The organism is Haemophilus sp. SZY H53 (assembly GCF_054332375.1).
The window spans coordinates 1-23,838 of record NZ_JBTGNV010000007.1; the positions used below are offsets into that span (position 1 = coordinate 1).

Below are 23,838 nucleotides of genomic sequence, written 5' to 3' on the forward strand. Positions count from 1 at the left end.
CACCTATTAAGACTTCAAAATTAAAAAATATTTTTAAAACAAGTCAATCAACAAGTGCCCACACAGATTGTCTGATACATTGTTAAAGAGCAAAAAAAATAAATTGGTCGGCGAGATAGGATTTGAACCTACGACCCACTGGTCCCAAACCAGTTGCGCTACCAAGCTGCGCTACTCGCCGTCAGATTTCTCAACCAAGAGAAATGGGGTGGCTAATGGGATTCGAACCCACGACAACTGGAATCACAATCCAGGGCTCTACCAACTGAGCTATAGCCACCATTGATTTGTTGTTCATCGCATTGACTTCTGGCGCGCTCGACAAGATTCGAACTTGCGACCTTTGGCTCCGGAGGCCAACGCTCTATCCAACTGAGCTACGAACGCGTTACTGCGTCGTTGCGGGGCGTATATTAATGATTTACAAATATCTTGTCTAGCACTTTTTTGAAAAAAAATATCAAAAGATAAATTTTTGTTCAATTTGTATAGAATTTATTATGCATTCGTTTATTTTTAATGCTAAAACGTAAAAAAGGATAGCAAATTGCTATCCTCTTTATTTCATTTATTGCTTGTTACGACGTGCGCGACGTTTCATTCTTCGTACCCAACGGGTGATTTTCCATGCTTTTGTAATTGAATAAGCATAAAGGAAGAATAATACAATAAACGCAATAAACATTGCCCATTCATTAATATAGAAGACTTCGCCTAAAATCCCGATTGTGGCACAAATGGCCGCAAAGAAAGTAATTAATAAAAAGGCTTGGCGAGAGGTTAATCCAGCACGAACCATTAAGTGGTGTACGTGTAAGCGATCCGGGCGGAATGGACTTTTTCCTTTGCGTAAACGGCGATAAATGATGGCCACCATATCAATTAAAGGAACAGCAATAATCCAAAGTGCGGTCACTGGATTCATCGGATGTCCTTTTCCTTGCGTACTTAAAAGTAGAATCCAAATAATCGTAAAGCCGATTAAAGTACTTCCTGCATCGCCCATGAACACTTTATATTTTGGTCCGAACGGAATCCCTAAGTTTAATAATAAGTAAGGCAGAATCGCGACAATTAAACCAAAACTCCAATATGCCATATCCATTTGTCCATCACGGAACATCAAGATACCAATAGCAGCAAATGAAACAATAGACAACCCACCTAGCAATCCATCAATACCATCAATCATATTAAAGGCGTTAATAATTGCGATCGTGGCAAATACGGTAATAATCAATCCGATAGAACCAAGCGTTAATTGGAACGGCCCGAGAATTTGGCCTAAATGATCTAAATAAACATTACCTAAATCGATCATTAAAATCGCAAGAACCGCTTGAATCCCTGCACGTAAGAAAGGGCTAATATCAAAGCGGTCATCTAAGATACCGATTGCGAGTAGAATAAAGATACTGAATATATAAAGATAAGGTAAACGAAGTTGATCCCACTCCATTAAATAATAGCAAAGGTTTCCCATAAAAAGAGAAACACCGCCAATCAGTGGGATCGCACCTTGGTGACGCTTACGATAATTTGGTTTATCAGCCAAGCCAATTTTATTCGCAATTGGTCGCATCACAATCAAGGTTAAAAATGCCCCTAAGAAAGTTACAATAAGACTTAGCATAGTTTTTATCCTAAAAATTTTTTTGCAAAGGATAACATAAAGAAAAATCAGCACACAAAGATTTTTCTCAAATTCAGTTTTTTAGTACAATATGCTTACTATTAATATAAGGATTCAAATCATGACAAAATCAACCGCACTTTTCTCTCGTGCACAAGAAGTTATTCCTGGTGGCGTAAACTCTCCTGTTCGTGCCTTTAAAGGCGTAGGTGGTACACCTGTATTCATTCAAAAAGCCAAAGGCGCTTATATTTACGATACTGAAGGCAAACAATATATCGATTATGTGGGTTCTTGGGGGCCTATGATTTTAGGTCACAACCACCCTGCTATTTTAGATGCTGTATTAAAAGCAGCGGAGAATGGTTTAAGCTTTGGTGCACCAACCCCCTCTGAAATTGATTTAGCGGAATTAGTCTGTGAAATTGTGCCATCTATTGAAATGGTTCGTATGGTAAGTTCAGGTACTGAAGCAACCATGACAGCAATCCGTCTTGCGCGTGGTTATACAAATAGAAGCAAAATCTTAAAATTTGAAGGTTGTTACCACGGCCATTCTGATTCACTTCTAGTAAAAGCAGGATCGGGGGCGTTAACACTTGGTCAACCAAGCTCACCAGGTGTGCCTGAAGATTTTGCAAAACATACATTAACAGCAGAATATAACAATCTTGATTCTGTTAAAAAATTATTTGAAGAATTTCCTAACGACATCGCTTGTGTGATTATTGAACCTGTCGCAGGCAACATGAACTGTATTCCACCAAAAGAAGGTTTCTTACAAGGCATTCGTGAAATTTGTGACCAATATGGTGCACTTTTCATTATTGATGAAGTCATGACGGGTTTCCGTGTTTCACTTGCAGGTGCACAAGCTTATTATGGAGTCACACCAGATCTCACTACATTAGGGAAAGTCATTGGCGGCGGTATGCCTGTTGGTGCAGTGGGTGGTAAAAAAGTGATTATGCAACACCTTGCACCGACCGGTCCGGTTTACCAAGCGGGTACCCTTTCTGGTAACCCGATTGCAATGGCGGCAGGTTTAGCCTGTTTAACTGAATTGAAAAAAGCAGGTAACGAGCAACACCTTGCAGAATTAACCACAAAACTTTGTGATGGCTTAAAAGCATTAGCTCAAAAACATAATGTGCCATTTGTGATTAATCATGTAGGCGGCATGTTTGGCATTTTCTTCACTGACCAAAAACAAGTTACCTCTTATGCAGAAGTCATGAAATGTGATACCGAAAAATTCAAAGTGTTCTTCCATAAAATGCTCGATCAAGGCGTTTATTTTGCGCCTTCTGCTTTTGAAGCGGGCTTTATGTCTTTAGCACATACAAATGAAGACATTGAAAAAACGCTTGCTGCCGCTGATATTGCATTTGCAGCAGTGGCTTAAAATATAAAAGTGCGGTTAATTTTCACCGTATTTTAGCCAAACTAATGAAGTGCTGATTTTTATAGAAAATCAGCATTTTTTATTTTCTCAACTATCCCTTCTCTGCTCTAAAAACACTTAAAGTATAAAAAAACGTCTTTTACCCAAAAGAAGGATGCAAATTCTATTTAATCAATAAAGTTTGATATAAATCACTTTTTTTTTCACTAGCGTATGATAATATTGCCCGCTAATTAAAAATAAGTATGTAAATATGAACATATAGGGGGGGGGGGAGCGATGAATCAATCATCAATGAGAAGCGATATCTCAAAATTACTACTTTTATTATTTATTATTTTACCTTTAGGTATGGCAATGAGTGTGGGGTTATATGGCTTTATTGTCTGGTTCTTACAATTATATGTAATTGGTTTACCAACCGCTTAGTCAATATAAGGAGCCAAAAATGAAAAAACAAATAAAGTCATTTTTTCTGAAACCATCTAACCGAATTGGACTTGGTGTACTCGTTACGCTTGGTTTTATAGCAGGTGCAATTGCTTGGCAACAATTTAATAATGTCATGGATGCGACAAGCACAGAAGAGTTTTGTGTGAGTTGCCATTCAATGGAAACACCTCTTGAAGAACTTAAACAAACTGTACATTGGAGCAATAACAGTGGCGTACGTGCAACCTGCCCTGATTGTCACTTGCCACATGACAAAACCGCAAAATATGCACGTAAAATGCAAGCAAGCCGCGAAGTATTGGCAGAATTGAGCGGTAAATATAATGAAGAAGGCTCTTTTGAAGAACATCGCGCAGAAATGGCAGAACGCGAATGGGCGAGATTTGCTGCAAATGGCTCTAAAGAGTGTAAAAATTGCCATAGTTACGATCGCATGAACTTTGAAAAAATGTCTAAAGCGGCACAAAAAGCCATGAAACCAGCTGCAGAACGTAATCAAAGCTGTGTCGATTGTCATAAAGGTATCGCTCACCACTTACCAGCTAAAAAAGCAGATGCTGGCAACACATCTAAATTTGAAGCATTCGTAGTGAGTGATATTAAACCATCTCAACAATACTATGCGAAAGCCATTGTGCCATTATTTGCAGATGAATCGTTGACTCAAAATATCGGTCATCTCGAAACAGCCGCTCCAGTTAATGCAGTAAAATCCACCGATAAAGGTGATCTTGTTGAATTGGTGATGTGGCGTAAAGACAAAGGATTTGGACGCATTTGGTATAACCAATTTGGTAAAAATATTACTGATGCGGTATTAACAAAAGAATTTATGCAGTCTGAACCGCAATATACCGTCTTAGAAACCAAAGAAGATCCATTAACGGGCTTAACTTGGCAAAAAGTGAAATTACCGGTATGGATTGCAAAAAATCAATTAATTAGCGATGTAAATACCGTATGGGAAGCGGCAGAAAACGTTTATAAAACACAATGTAGTACTTGTCATAGACAGCCACATGTTGATCATTTTGATTCCAACACCTGGATTGGTCTATTTAAAGGAATGGTTGGTTTCACAAATATTGATGAAGCAACCAGTAAAGAAGTCCTACGTTATTTACAATTACATGCTTCAGATACCGCACCTAAGAAAGAAGAAGGAAAATAGGAGATATCATTATGTTACAAACACGTCGTCAATTTTTAAAAAATATATCTCTTATGGGTGCTGCGTGCGCAATGCCTAGTTGGTTAGTCGCAAAAACACCAACAGATGAAGATATTACTCAATGGAAAATTACTGGCTCTCACTGGGGGGCAATTCGTGCCAAAGTAGAAAACGGTCGAGTCGTTGATGTAAAACCTTTTGAGTTAGATAAATACCCAACAGAAATGATCAATGGTATCAAAGGGCTTATTTATAGCGAATCACGTATTCGCTACCCTATGGTACGTTTAGATTGGCTCAAAAATAAAGGAAAAAGCGACCGCACTTCTCGTGGCGATAACCGCTTTGTTCGTGTCACTTGGGATGAAGCCTTAGATCTCTTCTACGAAGAACTAGAACGCATTCAGCAAAATTATGGTCCTTGGGCATTACATACAGGTAACGTAGGTTGGCGTTCAACTGGACAATTCCATAGCTGCGGTAACCATATGATTCGTGCGATTGCGATGCACGGAAACAGTGTTAGCACAGCGGGCGATTATTCAACTGGTGCCGGTCAAGTGATTTTGCCTTATGTATTAGGTTCAACTGAGGTTTATTCTCAAGGTACTTCTTGGGAAATTATCTTAAAAGAAAGTCAAAACATCATTTTCTGGGCAAGCGATCCGGTTAAAAACTTACAAGTAGGTTGGAACTGTGAAACCCATGAGGCCTATGCTTACTTGGAAATGTTAAAAGAAAAAATCGCGAATAAGCAAATTAACGTGATTAGCGTTGACCCTGTTAAAACGAAAACACAACGTTATTTAAATTGTGAACAACAGTACATTAACCCACAAACTGATGTGCCGTTTATGCTGGCTATTGCGCATGAGCTTTACACCAAAGGGCTATACGATAAAAAATTTATTGATGTTTACACCGTTGGTTTTGAAAAATTTGTGCCGTACTTACTTGGTCAAACTGAAGATCACATTGAAAAAACACCAGAGTGGGCAGCAAATATTTGTGGCGTGGGTGCTGATCGCATTCGTGAGTTTGCCCACATGCTTGCAGGCAAACGTACTCAACTTATTTTTGGTTGGGCTATTCAACGTCAACAACATGGTGAACAACCTTATTGGTTAGGTGCTGTTTTAGCCGCGATGTTAGGTCAAATTGGCTTACCTGGTGGTGGAATTAGTTATGCTCACCATTATAGCTCTATTGGTATTCCAGAATCTGGTGCGGCTATGCCTGGTGCATTCCCATTAAACTTAGATGAGGATCAAACACCAAAATATAATAATACAGACTATAAAGGCTACAGTGCAGTTTTACCTTGCGCCCGTGTCACTGATTCGCTGTTATATCCAGGTGAAACCATTAACTACAATGGTAGCAAAGTGGTTTATGCACCTTATAAAATGGCTATCTTTACTGGTTGTAATCAGTGGCATAGACAGTCTGAACGCAATAAAATGAAAAAAGCCTTTTTAGCGTTAGAAACGATTGTGTCGATCAATTACAGTTGGACTGCAACTTGTCGATTCTCCGACATTGTATTACCAGCCTGTACGCCATTTGAGCGTAACGATATTGATGCCTACGGTTCTTATAGCAACCGTGGCATTATCGCAATGCAAAAATTAGTTGACCCACTGTATCAATCCAAACCAGATTTCGAGATTTTTAAAGAACTCTGCCGCCGTTTTGGCAAAGAAAAAGAATATTGTCGCAATATGGATGAAATGGAATGGGTTGAAAAATTATATGAAGATTGCCGAAAAGAAAACAAAGGCAAATTTGATATGCCTCCATTTGCAGAATTCTGGGAAAAAGGCTATGTCATGTTCCCAGAGGGTAAACCTTGGGTAAGACATGCTGATTTCCGTGATGATCCAGAACTGCATGCATTAGGTACCCCATCAGGTTTTATTGAAATTTACAGTAATAAAATTGCGAGTTTCGGTTATTCCGACTGTAAAGGGCATCCAATGTGGTTTGAAAAAGCCGAGCGTTCTCATGGTGGCCCTAATTCAGATAAATTTGCATTCTGGCTACAATCCGTTCACCCAGATAAACGTCTTCACTCACAACTTTGTGAGTCTAAAGAGCTTAGAGAAACCTACAGCATTCAAGGACGTGAGCCACTATTCATGAATCCACAAGATGCAGAAAAATTAGGGATTCAACATGGTGATCTTCTACGCGTATTTAATGACCGTGGACAAGCTATTGTTGGTGCGCATATCTCTGATAACTTCCCAAGTGGCGTTGTACGTTTACAAGAAGGGGCATGGTACTCTCCAGAAGGTGCTGAAATCGGTGCAATTGATACCTATGGTGACCCAAATACCATGACATTAGATATCGGTAGCTCGATGCTTGCTCAAGCTGTATCTGCTAATACTTGTTTAGTCAATGTCGAAAAATACCAAGGCGTTGCACCAAAACCAAATGGCTTTAGCGGAGCAATAGAAGATGCTTAATTTAGATAATCAAGAACGAGCATTTATTTATCAATGGATGGGCTCTTTGTTAAGCAAAGAGCTTACCCAAGAGCAACTTTCTTATTATCAAAATGGGCATTTCGACAGCTTATTTGAGCTTTTAGGAGAAATGGGCTTTTCACAGCAAGTTGATGCATTGCGTAATGCACTAAAATCATTGCAATACGATCAACTTGAACTTGCTGCAGATTTTACTCATTGCTTCTTGTTAGAAGGAAGCTTAAGTGCAATTCCTTATATGTCAGCTTATTTACAAGATGAAGAACTTTCAAAAGCACTCTCACTTGTAGATGGTTATATGCAACACTACAAGCTCAAAGTGAATAAAGCGCAGAATGAACCAAGTGATCATATTGGAGTGCTATTGAGTATTTTTATAAAGCTCATTGAAGATCAAAATAACGAGAAACAAAAAGAATTTGCACAAATTGTTTTACTTAGTTGGATGGATTTATTTCAACAACAAAGTCAGAAAGTAAAATTGAAAAGCCAATTCTACCCTTCTCTTATTGAATTATTCGTATTGTTTCTTAAAAAAGATATTCAATAAATAGCAAAAGTGCGGTTAAATTTAACCGCACTTTTTTATTTCATATTATAAGCATTCATAGAGAACGTTTTCTAATAATCCTCTTTCCTCTTCGGTTAATGCTGTGCCTTTCTCATTTGTTAAAATAAAAAAGTCTTCTGCCTTTTCTCCTACTGTCGTGATTTTTGCATTACAAATATTAAGTTTTAATTCGGTAAAAATTTGAGTAATTTGAGCCAATAAACCGGGTTTATCTAAAGCCACTACTTCTAATTCGGTATGCTCTTTTTTAGTTTCTTTCAAAAAACGTACATCTGTTTTTACGGTGAAGTGTTGCAACTGTCGATTATTTGCAAAAGACATTGACGGCAATTTTTCGCCTAATAAAACAGAGGTTAATACCGTCTCTAATTCTCGGCGACGTTCTGAACGAACCAACTCACCATTTAATTCTGTGATGATAAAGCTGTCGAATACGTAGCCATCATCGGATGTCAAAATTTGCGCATCATGAATACTGAATTTTTTCGCACCAATGGTTGAGGCCACTTTATTAAACAAATTAGCTTGATCGGGACAATAAACGAAAATTTCAGTCCCACCGCTAGAAAAACAATTACTGATTTTAACGAGTACTTCACCATCAAATTCAGCTAATAACTCGGTATGCCACGCAATTTGTTTTGGACTATTTCGTAAGAAATAATCAGATGGGCAATGTTGCCACAACGCTGAAATTTTCTCTTCCGATAATTCTGGTTGTTCTTCGGATAAAATTGCCAACGCCAATTGACGATTTTCAAGGATTTTTTCTTCATTATCTAATAACAAATCCATCCCTTGGCGGAATTGTTGAGCCGTATAATCATACAACGAAGCAAACAAAGAACGTTTCCAACTATTCCATAAAGTCGAATTTGTCGCACAAATATCCGCAACAGTCAGGCAAGTAAGATAATCTAAACGAACACGATTTTGCACATTTTCCGCAAAGTTCATCACGACTTCCGGATCATGAATATCTCGACGCTGTGCGGTAATTGACATGAGCAAATGCTCTTTTACCAACCAGATCATTGTTTCAATTTCTCGACGATCAAAACCATGCAAACGAGCAAAGTCAGCGATATCTTCAGCCCCTAACTCCGCATGATCCCCCCCTCGCCCTTTCGCTATATCATGGAAAAGTGCGGCAACATAGAGCAAAGTGCGGTCAGGAATTTGAGTAAATATTTGATGGCAAATAGGATGTGATTCTGCCTCATCTTCGGCTAAAAAACTTTCCAATTTCAACATCACTCGCAAGGTATGCTCATCCACCGTGTAAATATGGAAGAGATCAAATTGCATCAAGCCTTCAATCCCCTGCCATTGTGGCAAATAAGCCGTTAACACACCATATTGGTGCATTGGGAGGAATGCTCGCTGAATCGCTTTTGGTTGATTAAATAACCGAATAAACTTCTCTCTTGCTTCAGGAATATCACATAATTTCTGTGTCAAACTTTCCAACGCAATCTGTAATTGGCGTAATGTTGAAGAATGAATTTCGGCTTGTTCATGCTGCGTAAGATAGAAAAAAAGATCCAAAATACGATCCGGTGAACGTAAAAACACGTCTTCCTTACGTAAACGCAAACTTTGATTCACTATTTCAAAACCGTCATCCAAATGGTGAACTGATTCCTCTCCGTTTGAAGATAAAAAATGCGCTTTATAATGCTTAATTAGAATATCGGTCAAACGAGAAATCGTGCGTAAAGCTTGGAAAAAACGTTTCATCATTTTTTCGACACCACGATTTCCCTCGCCTTCAAAACCAAGCTTCTCGCTCACTTTAATTTGACGATCAAACAGCAGTCGGTTGTCATAACGTTTTAAAATCAAGTGTAAAGCGAACCGCACTTTGAATAAAAATTCTTGGCTTTCTAATAATTGTTGGTATTCTGATGGGTAAATAAAGCCGCTTTCCAAAATGCCATCAAGGGTCATTTCTCCGGTATGACGTAAGGCGATCCAATATAAAAGGTGAAGATCCCGCAAGCCACCAGGACTGTATTTTAAATCAGGTTCTAAATTGTAACTGGTGTTGTGATAACGCTGATAACGTTCAATTTGCTCTTGAACTTTAGCATCAAAGAATGGTTTTACCGCCCAAAAATCTGGCTTTTTCAATATTTCACCTAACGCATTGAAAAGCGATACATCTCCCGATAAATAACGGGACTCAAGCAAATTGGTTGCAATGGTAATGTCTTGTTTACCTTCCTTTTCACATTCTTCCAAAGAACGAACACTATGCCCTACGTCGAATCCACAATCCCACAAGAACTGCACAAACTGAGCAATTTTTTCTTCTGTTTCAGACTCTCTTTCTTCTTTTGAGAGAATAAGAACATCTAGGTCAGATAAAGGAAAGATTTCTTGTCTGCCATAACCTCCTACTGCAATTAAGGTGAGATGAGCTTTATCTAATTCAAATTGCTGCCAAAGCTGTTTTAACAAATCATCATAAAACTGTGTTCGGTTAGCGATCAGATTAAAAATGGAATAATCAGCAAAATGCTGACGTTCAAATTCCTTCAAATTTTCACGCTGGATTTTGACCGCACTTGGCGTGAGTGGAGAATCGAAATGATAAGGAAAAAGCATAGGTATTCCACAAACAAAACAATTATAAAAAAAGCCCACTATCGTAGGCTTTTAGCTGAATTTAAAGATTATTCATTATACGTTGAATTCGGCCTTCCGCAATTTCTTCATCGCGAATTGTCATCACTTCACAACCATTTTCGGTCACCACAATTTGGTGTTCATATTGCGCTGAATGGCTACGGTCTTTGGTTTTTACCGTCCAACCATCGCCCATTAAACGCACTTCTTTTTTACCCGCATTGATCATTGGTTCAATGGTAAATACCATACCTGGTTTTAAAATCACACCACCATCGTCAGCATAATAGTGCAACACTTGTGGTTCGCAGTGGAATTCAGTTCCCACACCGTGGCCGCAATACTCACGCACCACGCTAAAACCTTGGCTTTCCGTATATTTTTGTACCGCTTTACCAATTTCATTTAAACGAATACCAGGCTTAACCGTACGTAATCCCACATAAAGCGCTTCTTGTGCCGCTTCAACCAATTTTTGGCTACGAATATTGGTTTCTCCCACGACATACATTTTAGAGTTATCACCGAAATAACCATCTTTTATTACGGTCACATCAATATTGACAATATCGCCCTGTTTTAATTTTTTATCGTCGCTTGGAATACCATGGCAAACTACTTCATTTATAGAAATACAGGTTGCTTTCGGGAAACCATGATAATTTAAGCAAGCAGGAATCACTTTTTGTACATTCACCATGTAATCATGACAAATGCGATCTAATTCACCTGTGGTCACCCCTTCTTTGACATAAGGTTCGATCATGACCAAAACATCGGACGCTAATTTACACGCTTCACGCAACTTAACAATTTCTTCTTCCGTTCTTAATGGAATGCCCATTATTTCTCCTTATTTAATTCTGATTTATTCGCATATAATAGCACTAATTCCGTGAAAAATCTTGAATGAATTAACAGGTTATTAGATAATACAAGGATTATTTTTAGGAAAGTGGGGATAGAGATATGTCAGATTTAGATATGGCCGTGCCGCTAACTTTTACTGATGCGGCAGCCAATAAAGTAAAAAGTTTAATTAGCGAAGAAGAAAACAACGAATTAAAATTACGCGTGTACATCACCGGTGGTGGCTGTAGTGGTTTCCAATATGGTTTTACCTTTGATGATAAAGTTAATGAAGGTGACTTAACTATTGAAAAATCCGGTGTGCAATTAGTGATTGACCCAATGAGTTTACAATACTTAATTGGCGGTACTGTGGATTACACTGAAGGCTTAGAAGGTTCTCGTTTTGTGGTGAACAATCCTAATGCAACCAGCACCTGTGGTTGCGGTTCGTCATTCAGCATTTAATATGGATTTTCAATTTACCTATTATCTAGGCAATGTGCACGCCAAATGTTCAATGGAACACATTGCGCTAGCCAATTGGTTTAATTCAGAAGTGCGGTCAAATCCTCAAGCGTTTTTGACCGCACTTTCTGCCTGTGAGCAGATTAAAAATAATGATGAAGTCACGTTAATTGGTTCAGAATACACCCTTTTTATCAATACCGATGAAGTGATGATTCGCGCCAATAACCTTGCGATTGAAACAGATGAAATTTTAGAAGACGACTTCCATTATTATGATGAAGAAAGCATCGCCTTCTGCGGTACAACAGACTTCATCCACTTTCTTAATGCCTATTTTGAATTTATTGCTTAACCTCATTCTCTGAAGCTAACTATTATGTCGGAAACGGAAAACACCTCTCCTGAACAACAAGAAACACAAGCGCCAGATAAGCGACGTTCTTGTAAAATCTTTTTAGCTAAAGCAGCCTTTACTTTAGGGACGCTTGCTGTATTTTATGGTGGCTATTTAGACTGGCAAATTCGCTCAAAAATGGATGGCCAAATTTGGCGTTTACCGGCAGAAGTGTATAGTCGTTTAGAAAGCGTAAAACTTTCTGATAACCTTTCTTTTGACGAAGTGATTCAAATCTTACTCGATAACGAATACCGTCAAACCACAATGATTGCAGCACCGGGAGATTTTAAGCTCGAAGAGGATACCATCGTGTTACTTCGTCGTGCGTTCCCTTATCCTGACAAACCAGAGCCACAACGTGTATTACGTTTACGTTTTACCGATAACAAACTTTCTCGTATTGAAGACTTGGTCAACGTAAAAGCCGTTGATGAATTCCGTCTTGCGCCTAAATTAATTGCCATGTTGGAATCAGATAATGAAGATCGTTTGGCGATCCCATTACAACAATACCCTCGCTTACTCATCGATGCCTTATTACTCACAGAGGATCGCCGCTTTTATGAGCATAACGGGATTAATCCAGTGGGTATTGTGCGAGCGATGATTGCCAATATTAAAGCTGGTCAAACGGTTCAAGGCGGCAGTACACTCACTCAGCAATTAGTTAAAAACCTATTTTTATCCAGAGAACGTTCCCTGACACGTAAAGCCAATGAAGCCTTAATGTCATTGGTGTTAGATTGGCGATATGATAAAAACCGTATCTTAGAAACCTATCTGAACGAGATTTACCTTGGTCAAAATGGTGATATTCAAATTCACGGTTTTGCGTTGGCGAGCCAATTCTATTTTGGTCGCTCCATCCGTGAAATTAGCCTTGACCAAATTGCCCTTTTAGTCGGCATGGTGAAAGGTCCATCCCTTTATAATCCATGGCGAAATCCACAATATGCACTCGATCGCCGAAATGTGGTGTTAAAACTGATGCTTGATCACCAAATGATTGGGGATGAGTTGTATGAGATGTTGAGTAAACGTCCATTAGGCGTGCAAGCTAAAGGTCAAATTTCTCGTAAATACCCTGCTTTCATTCAAACATTGCAAGCCGATCTTCGCCGTCAATTAGGGGAAAATAAAACCTCTGCGCTACTTGGTGCGCGTATTTTCTCCACTATGGATTTAAAACAACAGGAACAAGCTGAAAATGCTGTGGTGAATACGGTCAATCATTTACAACTACAAACCAAAAATCCACACCTTGAAGGTGCCATGATTGTGGCGGATTATCACCTGGGTGAAGTACGTGCTGTCGTAGGTGGATTACAAACAGAATATGCCGGATTTAACCGTGCGTTAATGTCAAAACGTCAAATTGGTTCTTTGGTAAAACCATCCATTTATTTGACCGCACTGATGAATCCGGAACAATTTCGTTTAAATACGCCAATTCAAAACCAGCCAATCACGATTTATGTTAAAGGTAGCCAACCTTGGCAACCTCGTAACTACGATCGCAAATACAGCGGTTCGGTGATGTTGATGGATGCCCTTGCTCGCTCGATGAATATTCCAACGGTAAATATTGGGATGAAAGTCGGTTTAAGCAAAGTGATCAATACGCAAAAAGCCATGGGCTGGGATAATGTAGCGATTCCAAAAGTACCTGCAACCTTGCTTGGTTCTTATAGTATTTCACCTTATGATGTGACCAAACTCTATCAAACCATTGCAAATCAAGGTGGCAAAATTGAGTTAAGTACCATTCAAAGCATTGCTGATCGCCAAGGGAATATTATTTACGAACACAATACGGTGCCGGATCAAGTGGTACCGAGAGAAGCGGCTTATCAAACCTTGTATGCGATGCAACAAACCGTAGAACGTGGTACCGCGCGTAGCTTACAAAATGATTACGCGGATCTTCGTCTTGCAGGTAAAACAGGCACCACCAATGATGCCCGTGATACGTGGTTTGTCGGTATTGATGGTAAAAATGTCAGCACCATTTGGCTAGGTCGTGATGATAACGGTGAAACCAAATTGACGGGAGCCTCAGGTGCATTACAAATCTATAAAGATTATTTAAACCGTGTCGTTATTGAAAAACTAAAACTCGGACAACCTTCTACGATTAAATGGGTTGGCATTAATGCTTACGGCAGTTGGAGTTGTGGTAGCAGTCGGACAATCCCTGTGTGGATAAATAAAGATCAAAACTTCTGTGCGTCTGCGCCAACGACGAGTACGGCAACTGCTACAGCGGCGCAGACTACACAATCGCCACAACCTGAACAACCAGAATCACCAAAACAAGAAAGTGTATGGGATGTGTTAGATAATAAAGCGCCTGTTGAAGAAGCCGCACCCACTCAATAAACTCGCTTATTTTTGACCGCACTTTGATATCGCCATAAAGCGCCTAACAAAGGCGCTTTATTCTTTTAAGCATACAACCGTCCTCTAAACATTTCTGACTCTTGTGAATTTTTTGATCTTCATCACAAAAATAGGAATTATTCATTGTCATTTTACTGATATCAAAGTATAATTATTAATAGGAATTAATTTCATTTGAGGTAAATAGGCGATGCTATTCCGTTCTATTCGATTTTTCTTTTTAATTTTTTCACTCGCCTTCTCTTCTTCACTCTTTGCACAAGACGACTACCAACAGTGGGTTAATGATATTACGTCACGCTTAGATAAAACCGCTCAACTTGTCCAGCAAGGTAATACTGATGATGCTCGCACTGAAGTGCAAATGGCTTATTTTGAAGTGTTTGAAAATCTAGAAGGTCCAATTCGTATCAATTTCTCGGCACAAAAAAGTTACCAAATGGAAGCGACTTTTGGTGAGATCCGTAAAATGATCGGTGAAGGCAGTTCACAACAAGAGATTCAAGCTAAAATCGATCAGCTCAAAAAAGAATTACAAGAAGTGTTGCCATCATTGATTGAAGGTCATCAGCTCAATGCCGATGGTCAACATGGTGTTTATGATAATCAAGCGATTGCCCCTTATTGGCAACAAAGTTTTAAAACCATTGATGATTTGCTCGCTCAAGGGCTCGAAGCGTATCAAAATGGTGATCTCGCTAACGCGAAAAAATTGTTCCAACAAGCGCAATACGATGGCTATAAAAATTCAGAAATGGAAATGTCCATTCGCCAAAATCGCTCTGCAGAAACTTCAGCGGCGATTAATCAACAGTTTTACAACATCATCCGTTTAAGTGAACAAACCGATCAAATCACAGAGATTGGTTATCAAAGTACGCAATTATTACAAGATATTGAAGAAAACTTGCCTAACCTGCCAACGACACGTGAAGAACAAAATGTTCAATCCAATGCAGCGCAGCAAGCAACAGATAATCAACAAGAGCAAGATTGGAATAAGATTAAACAAGAGATCAACCAACGTATTCAACAAGCTATTGCGCTCTATCAACAAGGTGAAAGCAAAAAAGCAATTCTTTCTGTACAAGACACCTATTTTGATGTGTTTGAAAGCAGTGGTATGGAGAACAAAATTGGCTCTCGTGATAGCAACTTTAAAGCGGAACTTGAAGGCTACTTTACCCGTCTAGTCAGCTTAATGAAAGCTGAACAAAGTGATAAGTTACAAGCGCAAGCTGATGGTTTAGACCTGAATCTAACTAAAGCGGTTGATATGTTACAGGGCGGAGAACAAAGTGATTGGTCTATGTTCTTATATAGCCTTTTAATCATTCTTCGTGAAGGTTTGGAAGCCTTATTAATTGTTGCGGCTATCGTGACTTACTTAATTAAAAATAACCACCAAGATAAATTGCCAGTTATCCGCCAATCTGTTTATGTGGCATTAATTGCCAGTGTGGTTACCGCATTTATCTTCCAACTTATCTTTGAAAATTCCGGTCAAAACCGCGAATTGCTCGAAGGCTTTACGATGATTTTTGCTGTAGTCATGCTCTTTATGATGAGCTACTGGTTATTGTCCAAAGTCGAAGCACAAAACTGGAAACGTTATTTAGAAGGCAAACTCTCAACTGCCCTCACTACTGGCTCACTCATCGGCTTATGGCTTACCAGTTTCTTAGCCGTATATCGTGAAGGGGCAGAAACCGTATTGTTCTACTATGCCCTCGTGGGTGATGCGAAAAGTGCGGTCAGTTTTATCTATCTTTTCGCAGGTATCATTGTCGGTGTAATTATTCTCACCATTTGCTACTTCGTGATGCGTTATACCGTGGTGAAATTACCGCTTAAACCATTCTTTATGTTCACGGGTTCTTTCATGTATTTAATGGCCTTTGTATTCGCCGGTAAATCTGTTTTAGAACTCATTGAAGGCAAACTTTTCGAGCCAACGCTGATTAGCGGTGTGCCTGAAATTTCGTGGTTAGGTATTTATCCTTATATGGAAACCCTAATCCCACAAGCAATCTTACTCATCGCAGCCGTATTTGCTCTGTTTATTATGAAATATCAAAGCAAAAAAGCCGCGTAATACCCAACAATCCTTTAGGAGAAAAACAATGAAAAAAGCACTTTTAGCAACAGCATTATTTGCGGGTATTTTTACCGCGTCTACTGCAAACGCATTCCAAGAGTACCCAATCGGTGAAGCGGTAACCATGAATGAAATGGAAATTGCGGCGGTTTATCTCAAACCAATCGATATGGAACCTCGTGGTATGGGTTTACCTGCGGCAAAATCAGATATTCACTTAGAAGCGGATATCCACGCAGTAAAAGGTAACAAAAATGGCTTTGGTGATGGTGAATGGATGCCTTACTTAACCATCAACTATACTTTGGTAAATGCTGATACGGGTGAAAAACAAGAAGGTACTTTCATGCCAATGGTAGCGGGGGATGGTCCTCACTACGGTGCAAACGTGAAAATGATGGGCGTAGGTAACTATAAATTAACTTACCACATCGATCCTCCATCAAAAGCGGGTATGCACCGTCATACCGACTCTGAAACGGGTGTAGGTCGTTGGTGGAAACCATTTGATGTAAGCTATGAATTCAAATTCACTGGCATCAAATAATCTCAGGTAAACATTGATTTTACCGACTTGCCTTCCCTTGTATTTCAGGGGAAGGCAATAGCATTTCATTTAACCTTAAAATATCGTCTGTTTTATCCTATTAAATGGTCAAACTATGAATTATTTTTTTACTTTCCTGCTTCAAGCACTTTTACCTTTTTCATTATTGCTCGGTGTTTATCACAGTAAACAATCCACTGTGAGTGCGAAAAAAATAATTTGGCTTAGCCTATTCGGTTTTATTGCCGGTATCGTACTGCGCCTTAGTTTACCTACGGGACAAATCACCAATTTAATCGTTAATGGCGTGATATTGACGCTGTTGACTATCTTTGCCTTATGTTTAATTTTCGGCAAAGGTCGCTTACCTGCCTTTTGGCAAACGGTATTAATGCTCATCGCTGGAAGCTTCTGGGCAAAAGATCCTAACATTACCGCTCTCGTTTCTACTGATGTTATCAATACCGATTCGATCTTACATATAAGTGCGGTCATTTTTGCCTTTGTTTTTTGTCTATGCTTACAAGGCTGGATCTATTTACTTCTAAAACAAGCGGTAAAAACACAACAAAAATCAACCGCACTTTTAAAAGGTGCTATTAGCCTTCTCTTAGTTTGCTTGCTTGTTCCACTTATCGGTGAACTCTTATTAATTTTAATGAAACTTCAGGTGCTTGAACTTACCAAGCCTCGTTTAAGTTTTGTTGCGAAATCAGGCGAAATCACTCGTTGGTTAAATTACATCTGTGCAACATTGCTCTTAGTTGTACTTGCCATCTTTTACGGCAAAATTCATTTATCACGCAAGCAACAAGTTAATACCACACAAGAACCGATTGAAAAACGCCAAAAATTAGCTGCATTACGTACCTCTTCTCACCTACTCGGTTGGGGCTATTTAGCTTTAGCGATTACTTTTGCAACGCAACTTTATTGGGAGCAAATTGCTTCTCGTCCCCCACAACTTTCAGAAGCAATTCCTGTTACCTTAGATGACAAGCAACAAGTTCGCATTCCGATTGAGCAAGTAAAAGACGGCAAATTACACCGTTTTGTTTGGATTGCTGATGATGGTAAAGCTGTGCGTTTCTTTGTCATTAATCGTCAGCCAGATAAATTGAGCTTAGCCGCAGTATTTGATGCCTGCTTGCTTTGTGGTGACCAAGGCTATGTGATGGAAGGTAACCAAGTCGTTTGCGTGGGTTGCGGCGTACATATGTTTATTCCATCTATTGGTAAACCGGGTGGCTGTAATCCTGTACCGATTGAAGATTGGCAACAAACTGAGACTGAAATTCTCATTAATCGAACCAGCTTAGAAGAAGGGCTGAATTTATTTAGCACGATTGTTGAAATCGATGTAAAAGATCCTATTAGTGGCACCCAAATGAAAAACACTAAAACAGAGCACAAATATAATTACGAAGGTAAGACTTACTTCTTTGAAAGCGAGAAAAATCTTGATTTATTCCGTGATAACCCTGAAAAATATTTAGGTAAGGGGGAATAATGCTAGCAAGAATGTTATTCCAATCTTGGCGTTTTAGCATAAAACGTAAATTTTTAGCCGTGGTGACTATTTTCTTGGCTGCGGGATTAGTCTCTGCGCTATTAGCTGTTTCTATTGATATCGGCGACAAAATGGCGAAAGAACTAAAATCTTACGGTGCCAATATTTTAGTTGAACCTGCGAGCAATGCAGCCTTGCCTGGCGAACTCAGCCATAACACAGATTTAAGTAGCCAAGATTTCCTCGATGAAAAAGAACTGCCGAATATTAAAGATATTTTCTGGCGAAATAACATTGTGGGATTTGCGCCATTATTAAGTGCAGATGTGAAAGCAGAAATTCTTTCTGCAAAAACGTATGAAAAATCGACCGCACTTGAACAAATTAATGTGCTTGGTACATTTTTCGATCACAACATTCCTGTACCAGACGAAGACGATTTCCATACTGGCCAAAAAATTATTAGCCCTTATTGGCATGTTCAAGGAGAATGGGTAAACGATCTTGAAATGCCTGAAGGTGAATTTATTCCTGCGATCATTGGTGAACAATTAGCACAACGAACTGGGTTAAAACAAGGCGATAAAATCAAGCTCCACTATCAAAATGATGAACTTGATAATCAAAGTGCGGTTGAAATTACCGGGATTTTATCTACTGGGGGCGCTGAAGATAATCAATTAGTCATGCCACTCAATGCCGTGCAAAAATTACTAGGTTTAGAAGGAAAAATTCAAGCGGTTAAAGTGTCTGCGCTTACTGTTCCGGAAAATGATCTTTCTCGCAAAGCACGTGCCAATACCGATGCATTGGATGCTGAAGAGTACGATCGTTGGTATTGTACAGCTTATGTTTCGTCTATTTCACATCAGTTAGAAGAAGCTATCTCTGGTGCTATTGTTCGCCCAATTTGGCAGGTTGCCGCATCAGAAGGTGTAGTCATTGGTAAAATCCAGTTATTGCTTGCTGTCGTGACTCTTGCTGCCTTAATCGCCGCTGCTATGGGCATTGCCTCATTAATGAGTACTGGGATCATTGAGCGCTCAAAAGAAATTGGTCTAATGAAGGCTTTAGGCGCATACCAATGGCAAATTGCTTTATTATTTTATTGTGAAGCCATTATCAGTGCCTTAATTGGTGGCACTCTTGGTTGTATTGCAGGTTGGGGCTTAGCAAGATTTATTGGTTCAGCGCTATTTGGCGTACCACTGAGTTTCGCTTGGATTGTCATCCCTTGCGTATTGATGCTGTCTATTTTAATTGCTGTGGTGGGCACTTGGTTCCCAGCCCATCGTATTGCCAAACTTTACCCTGTGGAGGTGCTGTATGGCCGCCAATAAAAGTATGTTTTGGCGTTTAATCTTCCAAGCATTACGCCTACGTTTACAACGGGTATTTATTATCTTCTCTGCGTTGACTGTCGGTGCGTCCATTGTGACCGCAATGGCTGCAGTATATTTTGATATTAATACCAAAATGAGCCAAGAGCTCCGTACTTTCGGGGCAAACTTTTACATTGGGGCTGCCAATGGTGGTTTGATGAAAGAACGCCAATTAAAACAAATTCTTCATCATGCACCGGATAATTTTATCACCGCTGCCAGCCCTTATTTATATGGTGTTGCACGAAGTGATTTAGAAAAAATCGTGATTATGGGCGTGTGGTTTGAAGATATGCGTGTGCTCGCGCCTTATTGGCAAATTACCGGTTCGTCCATTAATGTGAATTTTGACGATCGCCATGCCATGATTGGTAAAACCTTAGCTGAACGTCTTAATTTAGGCGTTGGGAGTAAGTTAAAGCTTTCCAAAAATGCCGTCGAAAAACATGAATTCACGATAAAAGGTATTGTTGAGGCAGGCGATGCCACAGACAACATGTTAATCGTTAGCTTAGAATTTGCACAAAGTTGGTTAGATAAAGAAGGATTGGCAAACAACGCCTTGCTCAATGTCAAAAATGAACAAGGTAACGTTGCACAATTTGCCCAAGACATTATGCAACGCCAACTCGATCTAACTGCTCGATCAATTCGAAAAGTCTCAGCGTCTGAAGGGCAGATTTTAGATAAAATTAAAGGATTGATGGGCTTAATCTCATTAGTCATTTTGATTCTCGCTACCCTTTGTGTGAACACCACGTTGATTGCGATTGTTGGTGAGCGAGCAAAAGAATTTGCACTACAAAAAGCCTTAGGTGCTAAACAAAGTGACATCATTAAACAGATTAGTACTGAGATTCTGATCATTGCACTTTGTGCTATTGTTGCGGGACTGATTCTCGGCTACATTTTGGCACAATTACTTGGATTAACCGTATTTAAATCTTACATTGATATGCGTCTACCGGTTATTCCTATTACTATCGTCTTATCGTTATTGGTTGCCTTTATTGCGGTGATTGTACCAACCAAACGCGCTTTAAATATTCAAACCGCAAATGTGTTGAAAGGGGAATAAAATGAGTGAATTTGTGATTGAAACGCAACATTTATATAAACGATTCGGGCAAGTCACTGCTTTAGAAGATATTAATATTCAAATTCGCCAAGGTGAATTTATTGCCATCATGGGGGCATCGGGTTCCGGTAAAACCACGCTCATGAATATTCTGACCGGTTTAGATACCGCCAGTGAAGGTAAAGTCATTTTAGATGGTGTCGATGCAGCCCAACTGGATGAAGTAGGTCGCCAACGTTTCCGAGCGGAAAAAATTGGTCTAGTTTTCCAACAATTCCATTTAATTCCTTATTTGACCGCACTTGAAAATGTGATGCTCGCACAGCACTATCACAGTGTGATTGATGAAGCGGCGGCTAAAGCGGTACTCGAGCAAGTGGGACTAGGTCATCGTATTGATCACCGTCCAAGCCAACTTTCCGGAGGCGAACAACAACGGGTATGTATTGCTCGTGCATTAGTGAACCAACCTCCGGTCATTTTTGCCGATGAACCTACGGGTAACCTCGATGAAAAAAATGAAGCGCTTGTACTGGATTTACTACAAGAGTTAAATCGTCAAGGTAGAACCATTGTGATGGTTACACACAATCCTGAATTGAGTGAGTTAACCAATCGTGTTATTTATCTCCACCACGGAAAATTTGTAAAAGAGGACATTCATGAAAAATAAATTCGTAAAACTACTTGCGATAAGTGCGGTCATTTTTGGCAGCGTTTCTTGTAAAGACGAAGTTGCGGCTATTGGTCAAAAAGCGCCAGACATCGCTGCCTATGATTTACAAGGTAAAGAGGTGAAACTTGATAATTGGCAAGGCACTCGCCTACTGACATTCTGGTCTGAAACCTGTGGTCGATGTGTCGCTGAGTTAAAAGAATTTGAAAAATTGGCTGAAGCTAATCCAAATAAAGTTCAACTTATCGCTATTAACGTAGATGGTGATAAAGTGGATACCAAAGCCGTAGTCGCCAAACGTCAGCTTATGCTGCCAGTTATCAAAGACCAATTAAAAATCACAGCGGAACGCTATCAGCTTATTGGCACGCCAACAAGCTTTGTGATCACACCTGAAGGCAATATTCAGGCTAAATATGAAGGGGCGATTCCCGCAGCAGATTTAGATAAATTATTTAAAGGCTAGCCAAAATGCAAAAACGAATTTACTTACTCTCTATTTTTTTACCCGTTTTAGGCTTTTTATTTGCGGCTCCAGCCCTTTCTGCCGAAGCTGACTTAGTGAAAGCAGAAAAGGTATATAAACGGTCTTGTGCAACTTGTCATGGAAAACAAGGCGAAAAACCAGCAATGGGTGAATCAAAAATCATTAATCAGCTAAAACCAGAAGAAATTTCAACCGCACTTTCAGAACGAAAAGCAGGAAATATTCCTAGCGCAGGAAGCCCTGCAAAACAACGTTTAAGTGAACAAGATATTCATAATTTAAGTGAATATATTCAAACACTAAAATAGTTTTTGAAATTTTTTTAAACTAATTTTAAAATACAAGGTCTTAAAAAGGGCTTAATTTTTATAAGCTAAGAAGTTTTTTATATATCAATAAAGGATTGTTTATGAACAAATTTACTAAAATCAGTGCAACTGCATTATTTGCATTATTCTTAACTGCTTGTGATAAACCAGCAGATAAACCAGCTCCGGCAAAACCTGAAACTACTCAGCCTGCGCCAGAAGCTAAACAAGAAGCAGCAAAACCTGCTGAAGCGGCTAAACCAGCTGAAGCAACTCCTGCTCAAGAACAAGCTGACTACAACAAATTACTTGAATGGAATGCAAGCCAAGCTCAAGCTCAAATGACTGCACAACAAAAACTTCAATCTGATTTAGCTGCTGCGGTTGAAGCAAAAGATGAAAAGAAAATTGAAGAAGCAATCAAAACTTTCAACAAAACTGTTGAAGATACTATTGCAAGCTTAGATAAATTAGAAGTTGCTTCACCTTCAGTGAAAAACATCAAAGATCAAAATAAAGAAGTACTTGCGTTATCAAGTGAATTATTAGTTGATCAATTAAACTTAGCAACTAAAGCACCAACTGAAGAACAAACTAAAGCTTACCAAGCTAAAGTTGAAAAACTACAAGCTGCAGTCGCTAAATTACAAAAAGACGGTGCTGATTTAGCACAAAAATTTGCACCTGCAGCACCAGCTGCTCCAGCTGCAAAATAATTAAGCGTTAAAGATGAAAAAAACCTTACTGTAACAAGTAAGGTTTTTTTATTTATAGCTAGACAGCATCTACCTATAAAATAAGATGCGCCAATCATTAAACTGGCGCATCGATTTCAATAATTATTTTACTTGAGCAAAATATTTTTCAAGACGACCTTTATTCGTCATGGATTTCTTCTCAAGATCTTTCACCACTTTCTCCGCTTGTTCTTTGTTTGGTAGATTATCACCCACTTGAATCACACCATTCATATTCATTGAACGGTGTACTGGACAACTATAAACATACACACCTTCTTTATCTAAAGTGATCGTAAGCTCTTGATCTTCTTCAGATTGGAATTTTTGTGCACCTTCAGGAATCGCTTTACTGTGTACAAAGTGGCTTTTATTTTCTGGACGAAATGTCACTGTATCTCCTGGTTGAACTTTTAAATAACCCGGTTCAAAAACCATTGAGCCTTCACTATTTGAATTTAACATTTTAATGTCATAATGTGCGGCTTGAGCAGTAAAACTTAAACCTACTAATGCTGCAAGTACAATTTTCTTCATTTTCA

Annotated in this window: 21 protein-coding genes and 3 tRNA genes; 17 read left to right on the plus strand and 7 right to left on the minus strand. The window is 39.1% G+C overall.

What is annotated here, in order from left to right; all coding sequences use genetic code 11:
* Positions 1-104: 104 nt before the first annotated feature.
* From ACXVWB_RS07525 to wecA, 4 genes are all read right to left on the minus strand, one after another.
* Positions 105-181, minus strand: a tRNA-Pro gene (locus tag ACXVWB_RS07525).
* A gap of 23 nt (positions 182-204) precedes the next feature.
* Positions 205-280, minus strand: a tRNA-His gene (locus tag ACXVWB_RS07530).
* A 30-nt stretch (positions 281-310) separates the two neighbouring features.
* Positions 311-387, minus strand: a tRNA-Arg gene (locus ACXVWB_RS07535).
* Between the two features lie 181 nt (positions 388-568).
* Positions 569-1,633 (minus strand): UDP-N-acetylglucosamine--undecaprenyl-phosphate N-acetylglucosaminephosphotransferase, encoded by a 1,065-nt coding sequence (gene wecA, locus ACXVWB_RS07540; RefSeq protein ID WP_289902087.1) that lies wholly within the window; start codon positions 1,631-1,633, stop codon positions 569-571.
* Between the two features lie 121 nt (positions 1,634-1,754).
* Between wecA and hemL the strand changes: the two genes are divergently transcribed.
* The 5 genes from hemL (at position 1,755) to torD (ending at position 7,704) form a co-directional block, all read left to right on the plus strand.
* The gene (hemL, locus tag ACXVWB_RS07545; RefSeq protein WP_289902086.1) at positions 1,755-3,038 is read left to right on the plus strand and encodes a glutamate-1-semialdehyde 2,1-aminomutase; all 1,284 of its coding nucleotides are present in this window, start codon (positions 1,755-1,757) and stop codon (positions 3,036-3,038) included.
* Positions 3,039-3,332: 294 nt separating this feature from the next.
* Positions 3,333-3,467, plus strand: a complete 135-nt coding sequence (locus tag ACXVWB_RS07550) for a hypothetical protein (protein ID WP_049368002.1) — start codon at positions 3,333-3,335, stop codon at positions 3,465-3,467.
* A 19-nt stretch (positions 3,468-3,486) separates the two neighbouring features.
* The gene (torC, locus tag ACXVWB_RS07555; protein WP_289902085.1) at positions 3,487-4,662 is read left to right on the plus strand and encodes a pentaheme c-type cytochrome TorC; all 1,176 of its coding nucleotides are present in this window, start codon (positions 3,487-3,489) and stop codon (positions 4,660-4,662) included.
* Between the two features lie 11 nt (positions 4,663-4,673).
* Positions 4,674-7,133, plus strand: a complete 2,460-nt coding sequence (torA, locus tag ACXVWB_RS07560; RefSeq protein ID WP_289902084.1) for a trimethylamine-N-oxide reductase TorA — start codon at positions 4,674-4,676, stop codon at positions 7,131-7,133.
* Complete coding sequence (torD, locus tag ACXVWB_RS07565) at positions 7,126-7,704, plus strand: molecular chaperone TorD (protein WP_289902083.1); 579 nt, start codon at positions 7,126-7,128, stop codon at positions 7,702-7,704. Before torA ends, torD begins: the two co-directional genes overlap by 8 nt.
* Positions 7,705-7,749: 45 nt before the next feature.
* On the opposite strand, the gene glnD is transcribed toward torD, so the two are convergent.
* Together glnD and map are read right to left on the minus strand one after the other, a co-directional pair.
* Positions 7,750-10,335: a bifunctional uridylyltransferase/uridylyl-removing protein GlnD gene (glnD, locus tag ACXVWB_RS07570; RefSeq protein WP_289902082.1), complete on the minus strand. Its 2,586-nt coding sequence runs from the start codon at positions 10,333-10,335 to the stop codon at positions 7,750-7,752.
* Positions 10,336-10,396: 61 nt separating this feature from the next.
* Entirely contained in the window at positions 10,397-11,200 is an 804-nt protein-coding gene (map, locus tag ACXVWB_RS07575) for a type I methionyl aminopeptidase (RefSeq protein WP_128787403.1), read from the minus strand.
* Positions 11,201-11,325: 125 nt separating this feature from the next.
* On the opposite strand from map, the gene erpA reads away from it, so the two are divergent.
* The 12 genes from erpA to ACXVWB_RS07635 all read left to right on the plus strand — a co-directional run bounded on the left by erpA (position 11,326) and on the right by ACXVWB_RS07635 (position 23,275).
* On the plus strand, positions 11,326-11,673 hold the full coding sequence (gene erpA / locus ACXVWB_RS07580) for an iron-sulfur cluster insertion protein ErpA (RefSeq protein ID WP_049357392.1): 348 nt from the start codon (positions 11,326-11,328) through the stop codon (positions 11,671-11,673).
* Between the two features lies 1 nt (position 11,674).
* Positions 11,675-12,028, plus strand: coding sequence for a YacL family protein (locus ACXVWB_RS07585; RefSeq protein ID WP_172622034.1), 354 nt, complete (start codon positions 11,675-11,677; stop codon positions 12,026-12,028).
* 24 nt (positions 12,029-12,052) lie between these two features.
* Positions 12,053-14,452: a penicillin-binding protein 1B gene (mrcB, locus tag ACXVWB_RS07590; protein WP_289902081.1), complete on the plus strand. Its 2,400-nt coding sequence runs from the start codon at positions 12,053-12,055 to the stop codon at positions 14,450-14,452.
* 211 nt (positions 14,453-14,663) lie between these two features.
* Positions 14,664-16,568, plus strand: a complete 1,905-nt coding sequence (locus tag ACXVWB_RS07595; RefSeq protein ID WP_289902080.1) for an FTR1 family protein — start codon at positions 14,664-14,666, stop codon at positions 16,566-16,568.
* Between the two features lie 28 nt (positions 16,569-16,596).
* Positions 16,597-17,118: an iron transporter gene (locus tag ACXVWB_RS07600; protein ID WP_049357398.1), complete on the plus strand. Its 522-nt coding sequence runs from the start codon at positions 16,597-16,599 to the stop codon at positions 17,116-17,118.
* Between the two features lie 115 nt (positions 17,119-17,233).
* The gene (locus tag ACXVWB_RS07605) at positions 17,234-18,628 is read left to right on the plus strand and encodes a Fe-S-containing protein (RefSeq protein WP_289902079.1); all 1,395 of its coding nucleotides are present in this window, start codon (positions 17,234-17,236) and stop codon (positions 18,626-18,628) included.
* A complete protein-coding gene (locus tag ACXVWB_RS07610; protein WP_289902078.1) occupies positions 18,628-19,968 on the plus strand; it encodes an ABC transporter permease in 1,341 nt (446 codons plus the stop codon). Before ACXVWB_RS07605 ends, ACXVWB_RS07610 begins: the two co-directional genes overlap by 1 nt.
* Positions 19,955-21,088, plus strand: a complete 1,134-nt coding sequence (locus ACXVWB_RS07615; RefSeq protein WP_289902077.1) for an ABC transporter permease — start codon at positions 19,955-19,957, stop codon at positions 21,086-21,088. The genes ACXVWB_RS07610 and ACXVWB_RS07615 overlap by 14 nt, the downstream gene beginning before the upstream one ends.
* 1 nt (position 21,089) lies before the next feature.
* Positions 21,090-21,761 (plus strand): ABC transporter ATP-binding protein, encoded by a 672-nt coding sequence (locus ACXVWB_RS07620; protein WP_289902076.1) that lies wholly within the window; start codon positions 21,090-21,092, stop codon positions 21,759-21,761.
* The gene (locus ACXVWB_RS07625; protein ID WP_049357407.1) at positions 21,751-22,230 is read left to right on the plus strand and encodes a TlpA family protein disulfide reductase; all 480 of its coding nucleotides are present in this window, start codon (positions 21,751-21,753) and stop codon (positions 22,228-22,230) included. Before ACXVWB_RS07620 ends, ACXVWB_RS07625 begins: the two co-directional genes overlap by 11 nt.
* A 5-nt stretch (positions 22,231-22,235) precedes the next feature.
* On the plus strand, positions 22,236-22,559 hold the full coding sequence (locus ACXVWB_RS07630; protein WP_049357409.1) for a c-type cytochrome: 324 nt from the start codon (positions 22,236-22,238) through the stop codon (positions 22,557-22,559).
* Between the two features lie 101 nt (positions 22,560-22,660).
* The gene (locus tag ACXVWB_RS07635; RefSeq protein WP_289902075.1) at positions 22,661-23,275 is read left to right on the plus strand and encodes a lipoprotein HlpB; all 615 of its coding nucleotides are present in this window, start codon (positions 22,661-22,663) and stop codon (positions 23,273-23,275) included.
* A gap of 123 nt (positions 23,276-23,398) precedes the next feature.
* Here the strand turns inward: ACXVWB_RS07635 and ACXVWB_RS07640 are convergent, their stop codons facing one another.
* On the minus strand, positions 23,399-23,833 hold the full coding sequence (locus tag ACXVWB_RS07640; RefSeq protein ID WP_128787413.1) for a pseudoazurin: 435 nt from the start codon (positions 23,831-23,833) through the stop codon (positions 23,399-23,401).
* Between the last annotated feature and the right edge of the window lie 5 nt (positions 23,834-23,838).

What these genes read in the sequence shown, in the direction of transcription:
- ACXVWB_RS07600 (WP_049357398.1), top strand. Translation starts at nt 16,597, where the DNA reads ATGAAAAAAGCACTTTTAGCAACAGCATTATTTGCGGGTATTTTTACC.
- ACXVWB_RS07550 (WP_049368002.1), top strand. Translation starts at nt 3,333, where the DNA reads ATGAGAAGCGATATCTCAAAATTACTACTTTTATTATTTATTATTTTA.
- mrcB (WP_289902081.1), top strand. Translation starts at nt 12,053, where the DNA reads ATGTCGGAAACGGAAAACACCTCTCCTGAACAACAAGAAACACAAGCG.
- torD (WP_289902083.1), top strand. Translation starts at nt 7,126, where the DNA reads ATGCTTAATTTAGATAATCAAGAACGAGCATTTATTTATCAATGGATG.
- ACXVWB_RS07635 (WP_289902075.1), top strand. Translation starts at nt 22,661, where the DNA reads ATGAACAAATTTACTAAAATCAGTGCAACTGCATTATTTGCATTATTC.
- ACXVWB_RS07625 (WP_049357407.1), top strand. Translation starts at nt 21,751, where the DNA reads ATGAAAAATAAATTCGTAAAACTACTTGCGATAAGTGCGGTCATTTTT.
- ACXVWB_RS07595 (WP_289902080.1), top strand. Translation starts at nt 14,664, where the DNA reads ATGCTATTCCGTTCTATTCGATTTTTCTTTTTAATTTTTTCACTCGCC.
- torC (WP_289902085.1), top strand. Translation starts at nt 3,487, where the DNA reads ATGAAAAAACAAATAAAGTCATTTTTTCTGAAACCATCTAACCGAATT.
- glnD (WP_289902082.1), bottom strand. Translation starts at nt 10,335, where the DNA reads ATGCTTTTTCCTTATCATTTCGATTCTCCACTCACGCCAAGTGCGGTC.
- wecA (WP_289902087.1), bottom strand. Translation starts at nt 1,633, where the DNA reads ATGCTAAGTCTTATTGTAACTTTCTTAGGGGCATTTTTAACCTTGATT.
- ACXVWB_RS07610 (WP_289902078.1), top strand. Translation starts at nt 18,628, where the DNA reads ATGCTAGCAAGAATGTTATTCCAATCTTGGCGTTTTAGCATAAAACGT.
- map (WP_128787403.1), bottom strand. Translation starts at nt 11,200, where the DNA reads ATGGGCATTCCATTAAGAACGGAAGAAGAAATTGTTAAGTTGCGTGAA.
- ACXVWB_RS07605 (WP_289902079.1), top strand. Translation starts at nt 17,234, where the DNA reads ATGAATTATTTTTTTACTTTCCTGCTTCAAGCACTTTTACCTTTTTCA.
- ACXVWB_RS07615 (WP_289902077.1), top strand. Translation starts at nt 19,955, where the DNA reads ATGGCCGCCAATAAAAGTATGTTTTGGCGTTTAATCTTCCAAGCATTA.
- ACXVWB_RS07585 (WP_172622034.1), top strand. Translation starts at nt 11,675, where the DNA reads ATGGATTTTCAATTTACCTATTATCTAGGCAATGTGCACGCCAAATGT.
- hemL (WP_289902086.1), top strand. Translation starts at nt 1,755, where the DNA reads ATGACAAAATCAACCGCACTTTTCTCTCGTGCACAAGAAGTTATTCCT.
- ACXVWB_RS07630 (WP_049357409.1), top strand. Translation starts at nt 22,236, where the DNA reads ATGCAAAAACGAATTTACTTACTCTCTATTTTTTTACCCGTTTTAGGC.
- ACXVWB_RS07620 (WP_289902076.1), top strand. Translation starts at nt 21,090, where the DNA reads ATGAGTGAATTTGTGATTGAAACGCAACATTTATATAAACGATTCGGG.
- erpA (WP_049357392.1), top strand. Translation starts at nt 11,326, where the DNA reads ATGTCAGATTTAGATATGGCCGTGCCGCTAACTTTTACTGATGCGGCA.
- ACXVWB_RS07640 (WP_128787413.1), bottom strand. Translation starts at nt 23,833, where the DNA reads ATGAAGAAAATTGTACTTGCAGCATTAGTAGGTTTAAGTTTTACTGCT.
- torA (WP_289902084.1), top strand. Translation starts at nt 4,674, where the DNA reads ATGTTACAAACACGTCGTCAATTTTTAAAAAATATATCTCTTATGGGT.